Annotated in this window: 18 protein-coding genes; 10 read left to right on the top strand and 8 right to left on the bottom strand. The window is 35.4% G+C overall.

Translation table 11 applies throughout. The features are described 5' to 3' along the window. Nucleotides 1-79 precede the first annotated feature (79 nt). Nucleotides 80-880, bottom strand: coding sequence for a type I methionyl aminopeptidase (map, locus tag ASE74_RS13330; protein ID WP_055909986.1), 801 nt, complete (start codon nucleotides 878-880; stop codon nucleotides 80-82). Nucleotides 881-1,139: 259 nt separating this feature from the next. Here map and ASE74_RS13325 point away from each other — a divergent pair, with 259 nt between their 5' ends. The 3 genes from ASE74_RS13325 to ASE74_RS13315 all read left to right on the top strand — a co-directional run bounded on the left by ASE74_RS13325 (nucleotide 1,140) and on the right by ASE74_RS13315 (nucleotide 3,130). Beyond that, on the top strand, nucleotides 1,140-1,715 hold the full coding sequence (locus ASE74_RS13325; RefSeq protein ID WP_055909908.1) for a Crp/Fnr family transcriptional regulator: 576 nt from the start codon (nucleotides 1,140-1,142) through the stop codon (nucleotides 1,713-1,715). Between the two features lie 238 nt (nucleotides 1,716-1,953). Next, entirely contained in the window at nucleotides 1,954-2,361 is a 408-nt protein-coding gene (locus tag ASE74_RS13320; RefSeq protein ID WP_055909904.1) for an ABA4-like family protein, read from the top strand. Nucleotides 2,362-2,365: 4 nt separating this feature from the next. Then, entirely contained in the window at nucleotides 2,366-3,130 is a 765-nt protein-coding gene (locus ASE74_RS13315) for a hypothetical protein (protein ID WP_055909901.1), read from the top strand. Between the two features lie 14 nt (nucleotides 3,131-3,144). Here ASE74_RS13315 and ASE74_RS13310 read toward each other — a convergent pair whose 3' ends face one another. Beyond that, nucleotides 3,145-5,607 (bottom strand): YfhO family protein, encoded by a 2,463-nt coding sequence (locus ASE74_RS13310; RefSeq protein ID WP_235526090.1) that lies wholly within the window; start codon nucleotides 5,605-5,607, stop codon nucleotides 3,145-3,147. A 268-nt stretch (nucleotides 5,608-5,875) separates the two neighbouring features. Beyond that, entirely contained in the window at nucleotides 5,876-6,394 is a 519-nt protein-coding gene (locus ASE74_RS13305) for a sigma-70 family RNA polymerase sigma factor (RefSeq protein ID WP_055909896.1), read from the bottom strand. A gap of 267 nt (nucleotides 6,395-6,661) precedes the next feature. Here ASE74_RS13305 and ASE74_RS13300 point away from each other — a divergent pair, with 267 nt between their 5' ends. Next, entirely contained in the window at nucleotides 6,662-7,348 is a 687-nt protein-coding gene (locus ASE74_RS13300) for a DUF2461 domain-containing protein (protein ID WP_055909893.1), read from the top strand. 142 nt (nucleotides 7,349-7,490) lie between these two features. Here ASE74_RS13300 and ASE74_RS13295 read toward each other — a convergent pair whose 3' ends face one another. Continuing rightward, a complete protein-coding gene (locus tag ASE74_RS13295) occupies nucleotides 7,491-7,721 on the bottom strand; it encodes a hypothetical protein (protein WP_055909890.1) in 231 nt (76 codons plus the stop codon). 484 nt (nucleotides 7,722-8,205) lie between these two features. Between ASE74_RS13295 and ASE74_RS13290 the strand changes: the two genes are divergently transcribed. After that, a complete protein-coding gene (locus ASE74_RS13290) occupies nucleotides 8,206-8,667 on the top strand; it encodes a PA2169 family four-helix-bundle protein (RefSeq protein ID WP_055909888.1) in 462 nt (153 codons plus the stop codon). 75 nt (nucleotides 8,668-8,742) lie between these two features. Here ASE74_RS13290 and ASE74_RS13285 read toward each other — a convergent pair whose 3' ends face one another. Beyond that, nucleotides 8,743-9,474: a hypothetical protein gene (locus ASE74_RS13285; protein ID WP_157255424.1), complete on the bottom strand. Its 732-nt coding sequence runs from the start codon at nucleotides 9,472-9,474 to the stop codon at nucleotides 8,743-8,745. Between the two features lie 12 nt (nucleotides 9,475-9,486). Then, nucleotides 9,487-10,173, bottom strand: coding sequence for a hypothetical protein (locus ASE74_RS13280; RefSeq protein ID WP_235526088.1), 687 nt, complete (start codon nucleotides 10,171-10,173; stop codon nucleotides 9,487-9,489). A 684-nt stretch (nucleotides 10,174-10,857) separates the two neighbouring features. Here ASE74_RS13280 and ASE74_RS13275 point away from each other — a divergent pair. The 3 genes from ASE74_RS13275 (at nucleotide 10,858) to ASE74_RS13265 (ending at nucleotide 12,315) form a co-directional block, all read left to right on the top strand. After that, nucleotides 10,858-11,259: a hypothetical protein gene (locus ASE74_RS13275; RefSeq protein ID WP_055909879.1), complete on the top strand. Its 402-nt coding sequence runs from the start codon at nucleotides 10,858-10,860 to the stop codon at nucleotides 11,257-11,259. Nucleotides 11,260-11,455: 196 nt separating this feature from the next. Then, entirely contained in the window at nucleotides 11,456-11,836 is a 381-nt protein-coding gene (locus tag ASE74_RS13270; RefSeq protein ID WP_055909877.1) for a LytTR family DNA-binding domain-containing protein, read from the top strand. A gap of 11 nt (nucleotides 11,837-11,847) precedes the next feature. Beyond that, nucleotides 11,848-12,315 (top strand): hypothetical protein, encoded by a 468-nt coding sequence (locus ASE74_RS13265; protein WP_055909874.1) that lies wholly within the window; start codon nucleotides 11,848-11,850, stop codon nucleotides 12,313-12,315. A gap of 16 nt (nucleotides 12,316-12,331) precedes the next feature. On the opposite strand, the gene ASE74_RS13260 is transcribed toward ASE74_RS13265, so the two are convergent. Next, entirely contained in the window at nucleotides 12,332-13,465 is a 1,134-nt protein-coding gene (locus ASE74_RS13260; protein ID WP_055909871.1) for a sensor histidine kinase, read from the bottom strand. A 77-nt stretch (nucleotides 13,466-13,542) separates the two neighbouring features. On the opposite strand from ASE74_RS13260, the gene ASE74_RS24735 reads away from it, so the two are divergent. Continuing rightward, nucleotides 13,543-13,692: a hypothetical protein gene (locus tag ASE74_RS24735; protein ID WP_157255423.1), complete on the top strand. Its 150-nt coding sequence runs from the start codon at nucleotides 13,543-13,545 to the stop codon at nucleotides 13,690-13,692. A gap of 18 nt (nucleotides 13,693-13,710) precedes the next feature. On the opposite strand, the gene ASE74_RS13255 is transcribed toward ASE74_RS24735, so the two are convergent. Further along, the gene (locus tag ASE74_RS13255) at nucleotides 13,711-14,436 is read right to left on the bottom strand and encodes a LytTR family DNA-binding domain-containing protein (protein WP_055909870.1); all 726 of its coding nucleotides are present in this window, start codon (nucleotides 14,434-14,436) and stop codon (nucleotides 13,711-13,713) included. A 123-nt stretch (nucleotides 14,437-14,559) separates the two neighbouring features. On the opposite strand from ASE74_RS13255, the gene ASE74_RS13250 reads away from it, so the two are divergent. Next, on the top strand, nucleotides 14,560-14,769 hold the full coding sequence (locus ASE74_RS13250) for a cold-shock protein (protein ID WP_055909867.1): 210 nt from the start codon (nucleotides 14,560-14,562) through the stop codon (nucleotides 14,767-14,769). Nucleotides 14,770-15,247: the final 478 nt, after the last annotated feature.

Genomic DNA, 15,247 nt, shown 5'->3' with positions numbered 1-15,247 from the left:
TTGAATTTCTGCGTATTATTCCGTTATTATTGGAAAGTGGGCAAAAAAAAGCCACAATTTGTGTTGTGGCTATATCCAATTAATAATATGAAGTATTCAAATTGCTGTTCTGCTTTTCTGCGGCCTCAATTGGTGCATAATCTGATAGAATAAGTGCTTCACCTTTTTTAACGCAAACATCATGTTCGAAATGTACTGATGGACTTCCATCAGCCGTTCTGATGGTCCAGCCATCTTCATCCAGAAAAACATCTTTTTTACCCATATTAATCATGGGTTCTATGGCCAGAACTAAATTTTCTCTTAGCAGCAAACCGTTGCCTTTGCGACCGTAGTTTGGTACCTGTGGATCTTCGTGCATATCCTTACCCAAGCCATGTCCAACCAAATCACGAACAACGCCATAACCTTGTTTTTCGTTATGCATTTGGATTGCCGCACCGATATCTCCGATGCGTTTCCCAACTACGGCTTCTTTAATGCCTAAAAACAAAGATTCTTTAGTGGTTTTAACAAGATTTAAAACCTCTTTAGAAACCTCACCAATTATGAATGTATAAGCGTGATCGCCATGAAAACCATTTTTGATTGTGCCAACATCAACAGAAATAATATCACCGTCTTTCAACTCATCTTTTGTCGGAAATCCATGCACCACAACATCATTTACGGACGTAATGATGTGAAAAGGAAAACCGTTAAAATTAAAAAAAGAAGGAACTGCACCATGATCAAGTATATATTCATTGGCCAGTTTGTCAATCGCCAAAGTGGTAATGCCTGGTTTTAATATTTTGGCTATTTCTGCTAGTGTATCGCTCACAAGTAGTGCACTGATTTGCATCAGTTCTACTTCTTCGTTGGTTTTGTATAAAATCATTGGTGCAAATTTAATAAAAGAAGTTGGAAGGCTGAAATATTGGATCAGTGTAAGATTTAAGCTATTATGAGATATAAACAAACTAGAAATTAAACCCACTGGAATAATTTTAAGATACTTTTCTAAAAAAAAATAATGGCTGAGATTTTTTTTAAGCGAGCTGTCAATCATTTGTTTTACCTATTATCTGATAGCATGATATATTGCGGTAAAACCTTAAAATATTGTACTAAATTTGCCCTTCGATACCCATTTCAGCATGTACGAAATTATTACGCAATCGTTAAGTAAACTGGTCGATTTTACCGAAGAAGAGCTTTTTTTATTTATGCAACGCCTTAAACCTTTAAGTTTAAAGAAGCACAGCTTCTACCTAAAAGATGGTCAGGTTTGCAAAAGCATGGTAATTGTTTACAAAGGCGGCATGCGGGTTTTTACACGTAATGAAAAAGGCGACCAAACCTTAGGTTTTGCCTTTGAGGGGGAATGGATTGGCGATTATGAAAGTTTTTTACTTCAAACACCTTCCGATTTTTTTATTGAGGCCTTGGAAGATTGTGAAGTATTTACTTTAAGCTTTGCTGATATGCAGTCACTTTATTTGCATAGTCAGCGCTTTGAGCGTTTTGGACGGATTATAGCCGAAAATTTATTTATTGAAACCGCAAAGAGCAAACGTAACCTCATGGCGCAATCTGCTGAAAACCGTTATCTTAACCTTATTGATACTAACCCGCATATTTTAGATAGATTGCCCCAACATTTAATTGCTTCGTATTTGGGCATTCAACCACAAAGCCTGAGCAGGATTAGGGCGAAATTGACCAAAAAGTAGTTTTAAGTTGGTTAATGGTTTCTAAATGCATACTTATTTGGTTAATTAAAGCTATACTACCTCCTTTAAACGCTTCCCACAGATCAATACCTTAATGTTCTTGCTGTAAAACATTATTGCGGTTTAATCTTCACCTATGTTAACGATTTCGTTGTGTTTATTAACGCAATATCATCTTTAACCCAAATGATTATCGGCAGCTTTGTGCTATTAAAACATCTGAATCTTTTTAAATCATATGGATACACCACAGGTTTTCTCTATTGCCAGTGCGCTTGCTGCCTTGCAATGGTTGTTATTAATCTTTGCTCCAAAATGGAAGGTAACCGTATGGCTCGTTCGTTTTGCAGTTATACCTTTAGTGCTCGCTATAATTTATAGCATTTATATTATAGGCTTCTTTAACATTGAAGGTGGCGGATTTGGCTCTCTAAAGGAAGTACGTACACTTTTTGCAAATGATCAACTTTTACTAGCAGGCTGGGTACATTACCTCGCTTTCGACCTCTTGATTGGTTTTTCCATTATAAAATCGGCAAATGATAAAAAAATTTCCCATTGGCTGGTCATTCCTTGTTTACTCCTCACTTTCATGTTTGGCCCCTGCGGTTACCTGCTTTATCAAATTATTAAAAAAACAAAATAATAACATGAAAAATCTTTTCACGCGGATCAAGATTGGTAGTCCTGCTTTATATTATTGCGGTTTAGGTCATTTAATTTTATTTCTGCTGATGTTGCTTATTGCCTTATTTGATCACAGGCAGTTAATGGGCATCAATCTCTGGATTAAACCCATTAAATTTGCAATTTCTATCGCCATATATTGCCTAACCTGGCCACTCTTTTTACAATATTTTCCTTTTGAACGGTTAAAAAAATACTTCGCTAACTTTACAGTGTTTGCCATGTGTTTCGAAATGATTGCCATTGCTACCCAGGCTGCAAGAGGAGAGTTATCTCATTACAACATTACAAGTACTTACAATGCTCTAGTGTTTGGTACCATGGGTATTGTAATTGTTTCGCAAACGCTTTTCGCCTTATTAATTGGCTTAACGTTTTTTAAAGTAAAGGCTGTTGCCATAAATCCGGCTTTACTGTGGAGCATCCGTTTAGGCATAATCATGACTGCCGTTTTCGCTATGGAAGGTGGTATTATGGCTTCCCGCTTGGCTCATACCGTTGGGGCAGCAGATGGAGGAGTGGGGATACCACTGCTCAACTGGAGTAAGGTTGCCGGCGATTTACGCATTGCCCATTTTATGGGACTGCATGCTTTACAGGTTGTTCCGCTGTTTGTTTGGTTAACAAAAGTTAAAACAGCCCGATCAGCTGTGCTGTTTTCGGTGATTTACTTTTTTTTGATATCATTTTTGTTTTATAATGCATTGATGGGCAATCCTTTACTTTAATGGGTTGCAATGATTTAACTCAATGTTGATCGCTTTTTGAAGTTTAGATAAATTCCGGTGCCAATTAACAACACAAGTATAAAAGATGCTGCGAATGAGATTTTTTCTCCAACATAATAAGCGTTTGGATGGAAAATAAATTCGATTTTATGCTTTCCGGCAGCAATTTGTGCACCTCTTAAAATATAGTTTACGCTAAAATAAGGCTTTTCAACACCATCTATAAACATTTTCCAACCTTTATTATAGTATACTTCCGAAAAAACAGCGGTATTGGCCTTTGGTGCAGTGCTTTCATAAACAAGTGTATCAGGCGAATAACTGGTCATCTTAATCTGTCCGGCAGGCAGCTCATTGTTAGGGGTTTCCTGGGTGATGAGGCTTTTGTATTTTTCATTGATAATTACATCTGTTTGTGGCACTAGCGTACTTAGTGCATCCATTTCTGCATCAGCGTTTTTTACAAAAGTAATATGGTTCACAAACCAGGCGTTGCCGCAGGCTTTTGGATTGGCCATTACCTTAAGCTGTTGTGCAGAATCGGCTGTAATTATATACTTGGTATTCAACATGCCCAGAATATTAAGATTAACACCTTTTTTAAATTGTATTTCTACAATTTCGTTGAATTTTTTTAGCCTTGCTGCAGAATAACCACCTATCGATTTGTGAAAATACGGTGTGGTTGCATCACTTAAAATGTCTTTGGTTAAATCGATAACCTTATAATTCAAGTCGCTATCTTTCCATATTTCTAAATCAACAGTTCTAGGCTCAGGGGTATTGGTAATGGATTTTACCACAAAACTTTCTTTATTTACGTACCGCTTATCAACCGTGTAAAGGTCCGTTAACATAATCAATGCTATAGCAATTGGAAAAAATACCGGGTTTATTTTATCTTTAAGGTATAACCACAGCAATGCAAAGGCCCCTATAATGTAAGCCAATGATCTAATGGCATCGCTTTGTGCTAGCCATTTACGGTCTTCAACTAGTGCATTTCCGATTGTATTGGCTTCGGGTGCCCCAATTTTAAATGCTGTAGCAATCTGATTAAGCATTTCATTATGGTTGGCACTCTTAAATGATAAAAAGAGGGTAGGCACTAGGGCAATCAATAATGTAAAACCAGCTGTTATGTATAAAGCCGGAAATATTTTCTTTAGCAATATTTTTTTATCGCTGGTATTCATTACTTCTTGCAGGCTTAATATCGCCAGCATCGGGAAACATAGGCCAGCCACAGCAAGGATAGATTCTACCGCCCTGAATTTGTTATATAAAGGTATATGGTAAAAAAACAGATCGGATAAAAATGGCCAATTTTTGCCAAAAGAAAGTAGCATGGTAAAAATAACAACTGATAACAGCCACCATTTAATACTGGATTTAACAATGAAAAGGCCTAGTACAAAGAAGAAAACAATGATTGCACCAAAATAAAAAGAGCCTTCAGTAAAAGGTTTTTCGCCCCAATAAAGTGCCGGCATACTTTGGGCAATGCCTAATGCCTGATTTTCATCAGCTCCTAAGGTTCTGAGTGATTTAATAAGGTTAGACTCCGGATTTGTATTCGGTCGGGAACTTCCGCCATACGCATTTGGAATTAAGAAAGTAATGCATTCGCCAATACCCTGGCTCCATTCATATGCATAATCTCTGGGCAATCCGGTTGTTTTTTTAGTGCTTGTACTACTCAGCTCCGAAGTACCCCTGATGGTTTCTTTTCCATACTCATAAGTGCTCCATAAAGAAGATGTATTTACCAATATGGCCAACAGGGTAGCCGCGGCTGAAAATCCCACTGATTTTAGGAATAATGGAATCGATTTATCAATAAAAGCTTTATAACATTCAACCAATACGAACAGCAATATTGCCATCATTAGATAATAAGTCATTTGGATATGGTTTGCCCTAATTTCCATAGCGAGAAAGGTGCTCAATAAAATTGCACCCTTAAAGTATGATCGTTTAAAAATTAGAAGAACCCCTGCTAAAACGGGGGCAAAAAATGCGATGGCGAAGATTTGGCTGGAGTGGCCGGCACCGATAAGTATAATGTTGTAAGATGAAAAGCCAAATGCAAGCGCTCCGGCGAAAGATAGCCATGGATTGACTTTTAGCACACAGAAAAGCAAGTAGGTGCCGAGCAGCAATACCATAAAAATTCCCGTCGGGGCAGGCATGGCATAGCTAATTACTTTAACAATCCAAGTTGTAATATTTGCCGGGTAGGGTGCCCATATCTGAAAGGTGGGCATACCCGCATGGATTTGATTCGTCCATAAAATGGTTTCTCCTTTTTCTTTGTAGTGGTTAATTTCGGTTTGGGTAGATTGTGCCCGGGTTACATCATTTTGTCCTAATGTTTTACCCATAAAAGATGGACTAAAAAAGAGAAAGCAAACAACAAAAAGTAAAAATACAATAAGGAAATGTATAGAATTATTGCTCAACCAGTTTTTCATCATAACAGGAGTGTTTAGAACACTAAAAATATGATTTTCGATTGAAAATGAATGAATTATTAACTAAGGTATAATACTTGAATTGCAATATCCATCTTTTAAGCTGAATTGGAGGGCAAAATTCTTGCGAGAGTAATATCCATGCTCTTGTTGATTACTTAAATAGCCCACATTGATTAATGCAGGCTATTTGTTAAGCTTTTTAGAAATGTAAAATCTATAAATGCAAAAACGGGTTGTAATGGATAATTTTAAGAACTAACCCGTTTGCTTAAAGCTGATAGTTTCCACGGTAATTTTTCAAATATTTCTTAAGTTCCAGTCGGGCCTGGTGAATGCGTGTTTTTACTGTCCCCAACGGCAAATCAAGTTCTTCGGCAATTTCATGGTATTTATAGCCTTCAAAATACCTTTGAAATGGAATACTAAGCGCGGGTACTACGCTATTAAGTGCCCGTTGAATATCGTTGATCACAAAACCGGATTCGGCAGCATTCCGGGTGGAACTTTTTAGCAAATGTGCACTGGAAATTTCTTCCTCCGTAGTAACCGTTTCACTGCGTTTTTTGTTCGAACGGTAGTTATTGATAAAAGTATTGCGCATAATTACATAAAGCCAGCCTTTAATATTTGTACCCTGATCGAAATTATGACAGAAACGGATGCCTTTTAGCAACGTATCCTGTACCAGATCTTTAGCCTCGTCGGGATCTTTTGTAAACTGCATGGCATGCGAATGAAGTGCTGTTGCATGAGAATTTGCCGCTAAGCTGAATTCATTTTGATTCATTGTTTTTTAATGTTTAAGATCTTAACTATCAATTTGGTATGCCAGATCTATTGTGTAATATACTTTAACTCCAATATGATCACTTGAAGGAGCAACAAAACAAGTTAAATTTGGTTTACCCATAACTGGTTTTTTTATCAGATAAGCTTAAATAGGGTATTTATACGAGGGAAAAATTATTGATTTTGAATAATTGAATGTGAATAATTGAGGAATGGAAAACCTTATCTTTGAAATTAAATATTTTGTAAATTCAACAAAAAATCAATGCCTGCAACGCCTATAAAAATATATCCCTCATGTATCGGTTTTTTGGAGAAACTGAAAAGTAACAATAACCGCGATTGGTTTAATGCACATAAATCCGAATATCAGGCAGAACAGGCCCACATCGAAAATTTTGCTTCAGGATTACTAGCAGCACTCAATCTGCACGATGTAATTGAAACGCCTTCGGGCAAAAAGAGTTTGTACCGCATTTACCGCGATACCAGATTTTCTTCAGATAAAACACCTTACAAAACACATTGGAGCGGAAGTTTTAAACGTGCAGGTAAAAGTAGGCGTGGAGGCTATTACTTCCATATTGAAAAAGGAAACAGTTTTATTGGTGGCGGATTCTGGGGGCCATCTCCGGCTGATTTAAAGTTAATAAGGGATGACATTGCTTTTGATGATCAGCCGCTGCGCGATATTTTAAATAGTAAAAGCTTTATGGATGCCTTCGGCAATTTAGGAGGTGAGCAATTAAAAACAACACCAAAAGGTTTCGAAGCCGAACATCCAGCTATCGATCTTTTACGCTTTAAGCAATTTCTACTGATTAAAAGATTTGATGACGAAACGGTATCAAAAGATGATTTTGTGCATCAAATGGGAAAGGGATTTAAAGATATGAGGCCATTTTTTGATTACATGAGCAGTTTACTGAGTGGTGATGCAAATGGCGAATAGTTGGTTGTTTAATTGCCCCGAAAATAACTCGACAGGTTAAACATTATTCTATATCCACTGAATAACATTAAATTGTTATCCAGTGGATATGAAAATCAAATTAATAAATCCAGATGTTCAACTTCTGGTAAAAAAATCTTGTTTAGCTGTTTACCACTTCAAAACCGCCATACATGGCCATTTCTGCAGAATGATGAACCGTTAACTTTAATTTCATACGTTCAATCAGTTCTTTAGCAAAAGTGATACTGCGGTGTACATCATTATTGCCTCTTATTTCAATTCCGCGCGCCAATAACTTAAATTTATTAGGCTCGAATTTTTCGATAAACTTTTCTAAGTCTGTACTAATTTGAGTATTCGTGTTTTTCATATTGATAGTTTAATGCTCTATACAATCTGATAACACAGGCAAATGTTTTAAATGATTTATCAACAAACACGGTGTTTTACACAAAAGTTGTTGTTAATTTATGTAAATAATTGATAATTAATTATTTATAGTTTTTGCGCGCCTTATATATTTCTTACAACCTCGCCGATTTCTGTTCTCGTTTGAATCATTATCCTTGGAAAGCTGCCATTATAATAAATAAAAAATTTTGTATGATTTTTTAAAACAATTTAAAACCAGTTGCGTTTAGTATGTAGTTTGTTTGGTTAGTTTTATCGGTGGATGCTTATAAAACATAATTATATAGCCTCATAGTAATATGGGGCTTTCTCTTTTTACACGTTTTTTTTGCGATGTCTCCGCGAATTTCCATTCAATAATTTAAAATAAATTTGGTTGTAAAATAACTTAAACTATCTGTTCAATTTGCTGTTGTTACTTTAAATTATCTACAATATATATTATGGAAAATCAAGAAAAAACAGTAGAGGTACTTAACGACCTGATTCAAATTAACAATGATAGAGCAGATGGCTTTGATAAAGCAAGTGCAGATTTAAAAGATGTAAATATTGATTTAAAAGCAACTTTTGATAAGTTTTCATCTGATAGTAGGGCTAATGTAACCGAACTTGCCGGTTTGGTAGGACGAAACGGTGAAAACCCTGATACAGGCAACACCATCTTAGGCAGCTTACACCGTGCATGGATCGATATTAAGGCAAGCTTTGGTGGCGACGACAGACACAGTATTTTAGCTGAATGTGAACGTGGTGAAGATGCCATTAAAAAAGCCTACCGTGATGCACTTCAGGAGAATGAGCTTGGCGAAGCAATCAGAACTGTATTGTTGAAACAACAAGAAGGAATTAATGCCAGTCATGATGCAATTAAAGCATTGAGAGATGCACATGCTGCATTGTAAGATTGAGGATATAAATAAAGAGCCGTTCAGATTTCGAATCTGAACGGCTTTTTTTTGCAGTTTCAATTTAATTTATTAAAAGTTGCAGGCTGCAGGCATATCAATTGTTAAATTATAATTTGTCTGGTCTATCTTTTGCGTTACCCTATAAGTTTCGGCACCATATACAATCTGAAATTCATATGTTCCGTTCTGTTCAAGTAAATTTGTGCTAATTTTTCCTTTATCCATATAGCCCAGGTATTGAAAAGCAGCATTGCTCCCCGATTTTTTAAAGTATACATAAACACTCGGTCTAATTTCCAAATCTGTACGGTTTGGGCATCTGCCGGTGAAAGTGAGTGCTACATTATTATACACTGGTGGCGGTGGCGTTACAATTGGAGGCGTGGTTGAGCCAATTTTTGTAAGCTGAATATTTACCACCTGCTGTTTGTTCTCTGCTTTAAAAATAACCTGCCGCGCTTCTTTATTATAACCTGGCGCATTAATTTCTACGTTAACATTAATGGGTTGATCGGCCGTAGGGGCAATGGTAGGTCGAAGGCCAATAGTTACGATTCCCGAGCTGAGTTTAATTTCTTTATTACCCGAAAGTTCGTAAATGTCTTGCGCAGCAGCACCCGAAAGTGTGATTGTAGCGTTGGCAGGAGCAGGATTGCCATTTTCTCCATCGGTGACATTTATCAATGCGGTATATTTTATTACGTCAGTATCGACAACTATTTTAATGTTTTCTGTAGGCTTTGTGCAGGCAGCTAATGTTAACATAATTAACCCCATTTGCAGTTTTTTGATTGTAAACATAATCCATAGCATTTATAGTTTATAACTGAAATTGACCTGAACGATGGGCAGCGACCGGTAATCTTTAATATTTGATTGAAACTGCGGAGTTTGAGATGAATTACCTTCCAGCAAGCCTGTACCTGTAATATCGGCTTTAGGTTTACTGAGGTAGTATGTGCCCAGATCGAAATTAACATTAAACCTATTCTGCGGGAAAGTGTGTGCAAACGCTACCCCAAGGTAGGGGGCAATCCCTTTCCAGTTCACATTTAAATCAACGTAACCAATCTGATCGTCCGTAAGTACCAGATCACCGTATTTGTAATCATCAGAAGGGATTATCCGAAGGTCGCCTTTTGCTTTAAAGAAATAACCAAAACCACCGACCAATCTAAACCAGGTTGCTTTCTTAATGGGAACATAATCTGCTAGTTCATGCACATTATAGAAATCGGCAGATAAATTAGAAGTAGAATTGAATCCCGAAACTTTAAAAACGTCGTTTGCTTTAAAAGGAATGAAATTAAATCCACCACGGAGGGAAAGTTCAGGTAAAATACCATAAGCAAACTCGGCACCTATACCTTGCGTACCCACATTAAGCTGAACAGATTTTTGGTTTAGAAGCGAGGGCGCTGATGAATTTATTTGTGCGTTTAAATTTCGACTGATCAGAAATAAAAACAAAATCAACAAATAGCGAGCTAAGTACATCATAAATAGGATTAAGGTTGATAACTATTGGACAATTTTAGCAACGATTAATGTAGATCTTATTAGGGAACAGTATTCCTTTAAAGAAGTTTAAATTATTTTCAGCTGAACGGGATGAACAGCATTGTATTGAATTAGAATGACTTATATACACCAGTTTAAAATGGTTGGTATTATAAGTAATCTTTATAACCAAGTTTCTGTGCTATTTTTTGGCTTAATTATATTCACTTTTAGCCCTGCATTTTGTGAAAAATTAAAAATCAATCGGTTTATAACAAAATTGTTACTTTAAATTTGCTTGGATCCCCTGTGCTTTAATTACGATAATAATTCATTAAAAATCACTTTACCGTTAAAATGCTTCTTTTTTATTTTAAATATTGAATTTGAATGAATTCCTGAAGCTGTAAACCAATAAAAAATGTACTTTTTTCTGAAATTCTAATTTTTTAGCTAAAGTTTTCGAAAATGATAATATTTCCGCAAATCCAATAGAATAACTATTTTTGTCATCAATCAGGTCAACCTGATAAAGTCTATTATCCCGTCCTAATTACCAAAAATGCGAACAAACAATGTTTATCGTATTCAAGCGCTAATAGCTGTTTTTTATAAACTGCAATACATCACGCGGATAACTTTATTTGTACCTGTATTTCAAACCGTTTATATGATCCCGATGCTATGAGTAGTTTTACATTCGAAATCCACAATAAAAAAAACGATCAAATTTCAATTATAGATGTTACAAGCTCTGGTGGAGCATATTCTATCAACATTGATGATGTGTTTAGCGGCACCATGATAGAAGATAGCGAAGCCCCAACAGGATATTTCACCACAGATAAAAATCTTTTTCCCTTTATTGAACACATTGCCGAAGGCTTAAACACCCATAAAAACAGAATTTCCCTCAATGAACTGTTAGCCGCAATGGTTGGCATTTTACAATTAATTTCTTTCCTGTTTGGTACGGTGGTTACATTTAAACTGAAAAAACTTTTTAGTAAGGCTAAATTGGGAATGCTATTACCTGCAATACTAGAATTTATAGGTTTAACTGAAGGATCTGTTAGTGGATTTTAATACTTAAATCAAATCCACCATAAATGCAACCTTTTTAAAGTAAATTTTAAGTATAAATACCTAAAGTAAATCTGCACAAATACTTTATTGGGTTTAATAAGACATCCATTACCGTAATATTACCTTTTCTTTTCATAGCTATTGTAATTGATATAGATTTTAGCAAGATTTGCAGAGTCTATTTTAATTTACAAATATGTATTACAACTGTTCTATAGTTGATGATGAGCAGCATGCAATTGAGGCTTTGAACGATTATATCAAAGAGATCGACTTTTTAAAGGTTACCAGTATATTTAATAACCCGCTAGATGCTTTAAATACAATAGGGAAAGGAGAAATGATCGATTTTCTTTTTTTAGATATTGATATGGATGGAATGGCAGGTACCGAATTATCAAAACATTTAAGGGATAAGGCCCGTTTTGTGATTTATGCTTCATCAAACTTAGAGCATGAGGTTAGAATGCTCGATTCTAGCTTCGAATGTTATCTTGGCAAACCAATATCTATGAAACGTTTCGCCAGCACTATCGAAACACTTGTACGCATCAACAATCTCCCGATATCGAACTGATACAAAAACATATGATCGAACTTAATTACGTATTTAAACAAGAAGGTTTAGCAGATACATTATATCAGTTAATCCGTGCCAGCATGGAAGATCCATGGCTGGTGCTCTCCGGCAATAATGTACTTGGTATTATTGATCGGGTAGATAATTGTTGGGTGCAGATAGCGGGCAACGAAGTTTCTGAAGCGGCAATAAACGGTATGGGTAACTTCATCAGCAAGCAGCAGTTTAGTTGGTTACCCGGCTTAGTTAAAAAACAATGGCTGGATTACGTTTTGGAAGTAACCGTTATAAGCAAAAACAACTATGAAGTTATTTGCAAAGAAAATATTTGCATTAAACGCTTTAAGCAACGGTTTATTCCAGGAATACATGCGCTGGCCAGAAGGGAAGAAGAGATTGTTTTCAAAGTATCTTCCTTCAATAAATCCAGTTTTTATGAGGTAACCAAAGCCCCTGCAATTGACAGGTTTGTATAATTATTTTTAAAATGAATTAATAAGTTAATGCTTCCATATTGGTAGGGAATGCTTCCTGTAAAGCTTTTTCTTTAATCGCTATTGTTAAAGTATAAAAACCATCTTCATCAACATAAGTATTCATTTCTGCTTGGTTACCATAGGTATAATTCAATCTTGTTCTGATATTATCTAAACCTGATCCAAAACCCACTTTGCTTTTTACCGATGCAGGCAAATTCCTGCTTTCAATTTTTAAGGTATCGTTATCCATATACAGATCGATAGTGGCTTTATTATCACTATCAAACAAATTACCATGTTTAAACATGTTTTCCAGAAGCGTTAACAATACCAATGGAATAAATTTGATATCCAGTACATCAGGTGAGGAAGCCATTTCTATAAAAACCTGACCTTGGGTGAGCTGATGAAGCTTTATCAGGTTTTGGCATTGCGCTATCTCATCACTTAATTTTATATAACCATCATTATGCTCTGTATTGGCGGCAAAACGCATCATATCCGATAAATAAACCATAACCTGGGCATCCTCAGGATCATATTGTCTTATTTTTTGGTGAATAAATTCTAAGGTGTTAAACAAAAGGTGGGGATTGATCTGTGCTTTCAAAAAAGCATTTTTAGACATTAAAAGTTCTTTATCGGTTCTTTCTTTATCAATAAGCATTTTAAAACGCTGTTTTTCAACACGTTCTTTTTCAGCTCTTTCGTTTAAGTAACGTTTTATGAAGAAGTAACCAGTTGAAAAGAGCATAAAATATGTACTTCTATAAAGGAGTTTAAAGATTCTAACGGTAAGTGTTGGAAGAGTCCCTGTTAATATATTAGTATATACATATAGTAAGTGGTCAATTCCAAAAATCAATCCAATATAAATGCATATTTCAAGTGCAACAATAGGTAGGATTTTCCATAAGGAACTGTTGGGGAAAGCTGTTACCTTTTCTAACAACCATGTATGTGCGTAAAATAGAAAGATATTAAATGAATAATGTATAACGTAATTACTAAACGTTCCTACAGCTCCAGCAAAAGCAAAAACCATAATTGTTTCCCAAAATATAAATACACACCATGAAATCAGGTGTATTTTATATTTACTTAGCCAGTTTACTAATGAGCTTTTCCTCGCGTTTAAACTATCCATAAAGAATTCTTTACTATATATGTAATCTATAACGTTACAGCGCTTCTACACTTCTAGTTTTCATAAAAAAAAATGATATGAGAGCTAAGAAGATTGTTAAAAGAACACTATTTGTATTTAAAAAAAATGTTTATTTCGATATCAAATCTGATCCCACTACATCTGATCCTACAGGTACCTCCACAACTTCATTAACTGGTATTTATAATCTAAAGCATTGCAAATAATATTACTATCAGCAGCCGCTATTTTTTACGGCTGCTGATAATGAGTTTTTCTGAGATAAAATCACGAAAATCGTTGTGATAAATATCCCCTACAGAAAATGTAGTCTGGTTTGATAATGTTATTCGTGTTCCATCTATATGTGTAATGTGTTCAATTGCAATTATATAGGCCCTGTGTAATTGTATAAATCCCTTTTTAATGCTAAGCTGTTCTTTTACATCTTTTAAACTCAGGTAAGCAATAATTACTTTATCTTTTGTGTGGATTTTGATGTAGTTATGAAAACTTTCGAAAGCGATAATGTCCGCATAACGCACCAATACCGCCTTATGGTCTTCTGCTTTATTTTTTACCAGGAAAAAGGTATCCTCTTCAGCATTTTCCATTTCTTCGCCAAAAAGCCTGTTAAGGGTTAGTGCAAACTTGGCATAGCCATAAGGTTTTAGCAGGTAGGCATCTCCTTCAGCTTCAAATGCTTCAAAAGCATATTCCTGGTGCGAAGTTGTGAATATTAGCTTCCGGGTTTTTGATCTCACTGCTTTTGCCAGCTCCAAACCAGAAATTTGCGGCATCTGCACATCCATAAAAATCACATCCACAGTTTCTATTTTTTGCAATTCTCTTAATGCAGTTAATGGATCTGTATAGCTTCCTACAAGTCTCATATTTGGCGTTTCTTCAATGTATTTTTCAAGTCCCGCTATAGAACTTAACTGGTCATCAATGGCTATACACTTAATCATCTCCTAATCGTTCTTTTGCATCCATAACGAAATTACACCTTTTCATAACGAAAATAGTACGTTTTATCCTCATTAGTTTCAAAATTTCATTTTCCTGGCTAAATTAATGTAAAAAAGTGTCTTATGAAATATACAGGAATTATTAAATGGTATAACCCCGTACGCGGCTTCGGGTTTATAGAGCTTGAAAGTGGTGCAGAGATGGTTTATGCCGACAATCAACAGCTGAAAGGAATTTTTAAACCATTATTATTGGTGGGTACAAAAGTGCGTTTTAACCTTAAAAGAGGTAATATTGGCTGTCAGGCTACCAATATTGTGGTACTAAATTAAGTTACTAACTGGTAATTTAACCGATTTATAACGAAAATATACCGATCTGTGTAACCAATTTCTTAAAATGTTTTTTGCAAGCGATATTCGCTTTCGGTTTTACAGATAAACAAAATAATCTAACCGAAACCTCTGTTAGGCTAAGCTTAACATAAATAATGCTCGCTCAACATCTACCTATCAATACCTAATTAATGTGCTTTCCTATCTAAATTGATACTCTCCTTTTAGATATGGATATTGGCAAAAATTGAAAAGCCAATGGTTCATTCTTTGAGTATTCGCCGCTCGGCTTCACTATGGTTTTATGAAGAATAAACGCAGCTTTAACAGTTGAGGATATTTCTTTTGCATTAATATCTTTGATTTTTCATTAAAAGTTTTAATTCCTGATTTTTTGGATAATTTGAATACGAATTACGCAACACGGAGGCTGTAATTTTATCATACCAATGTTGTGTTTAGTTATTTATAGACT

The organism is Pedobacter sp. Leaf216, assembly GCF_001421515.1.
GTDB lineage: Bacteria > Bacteroidota > Bacteroidia > Sphingobacteriales > Sphingobacteriaceae > Pedobacter.
This window is presented reverse-complemented; position numbering and strand designations above follow the sequence as displayed.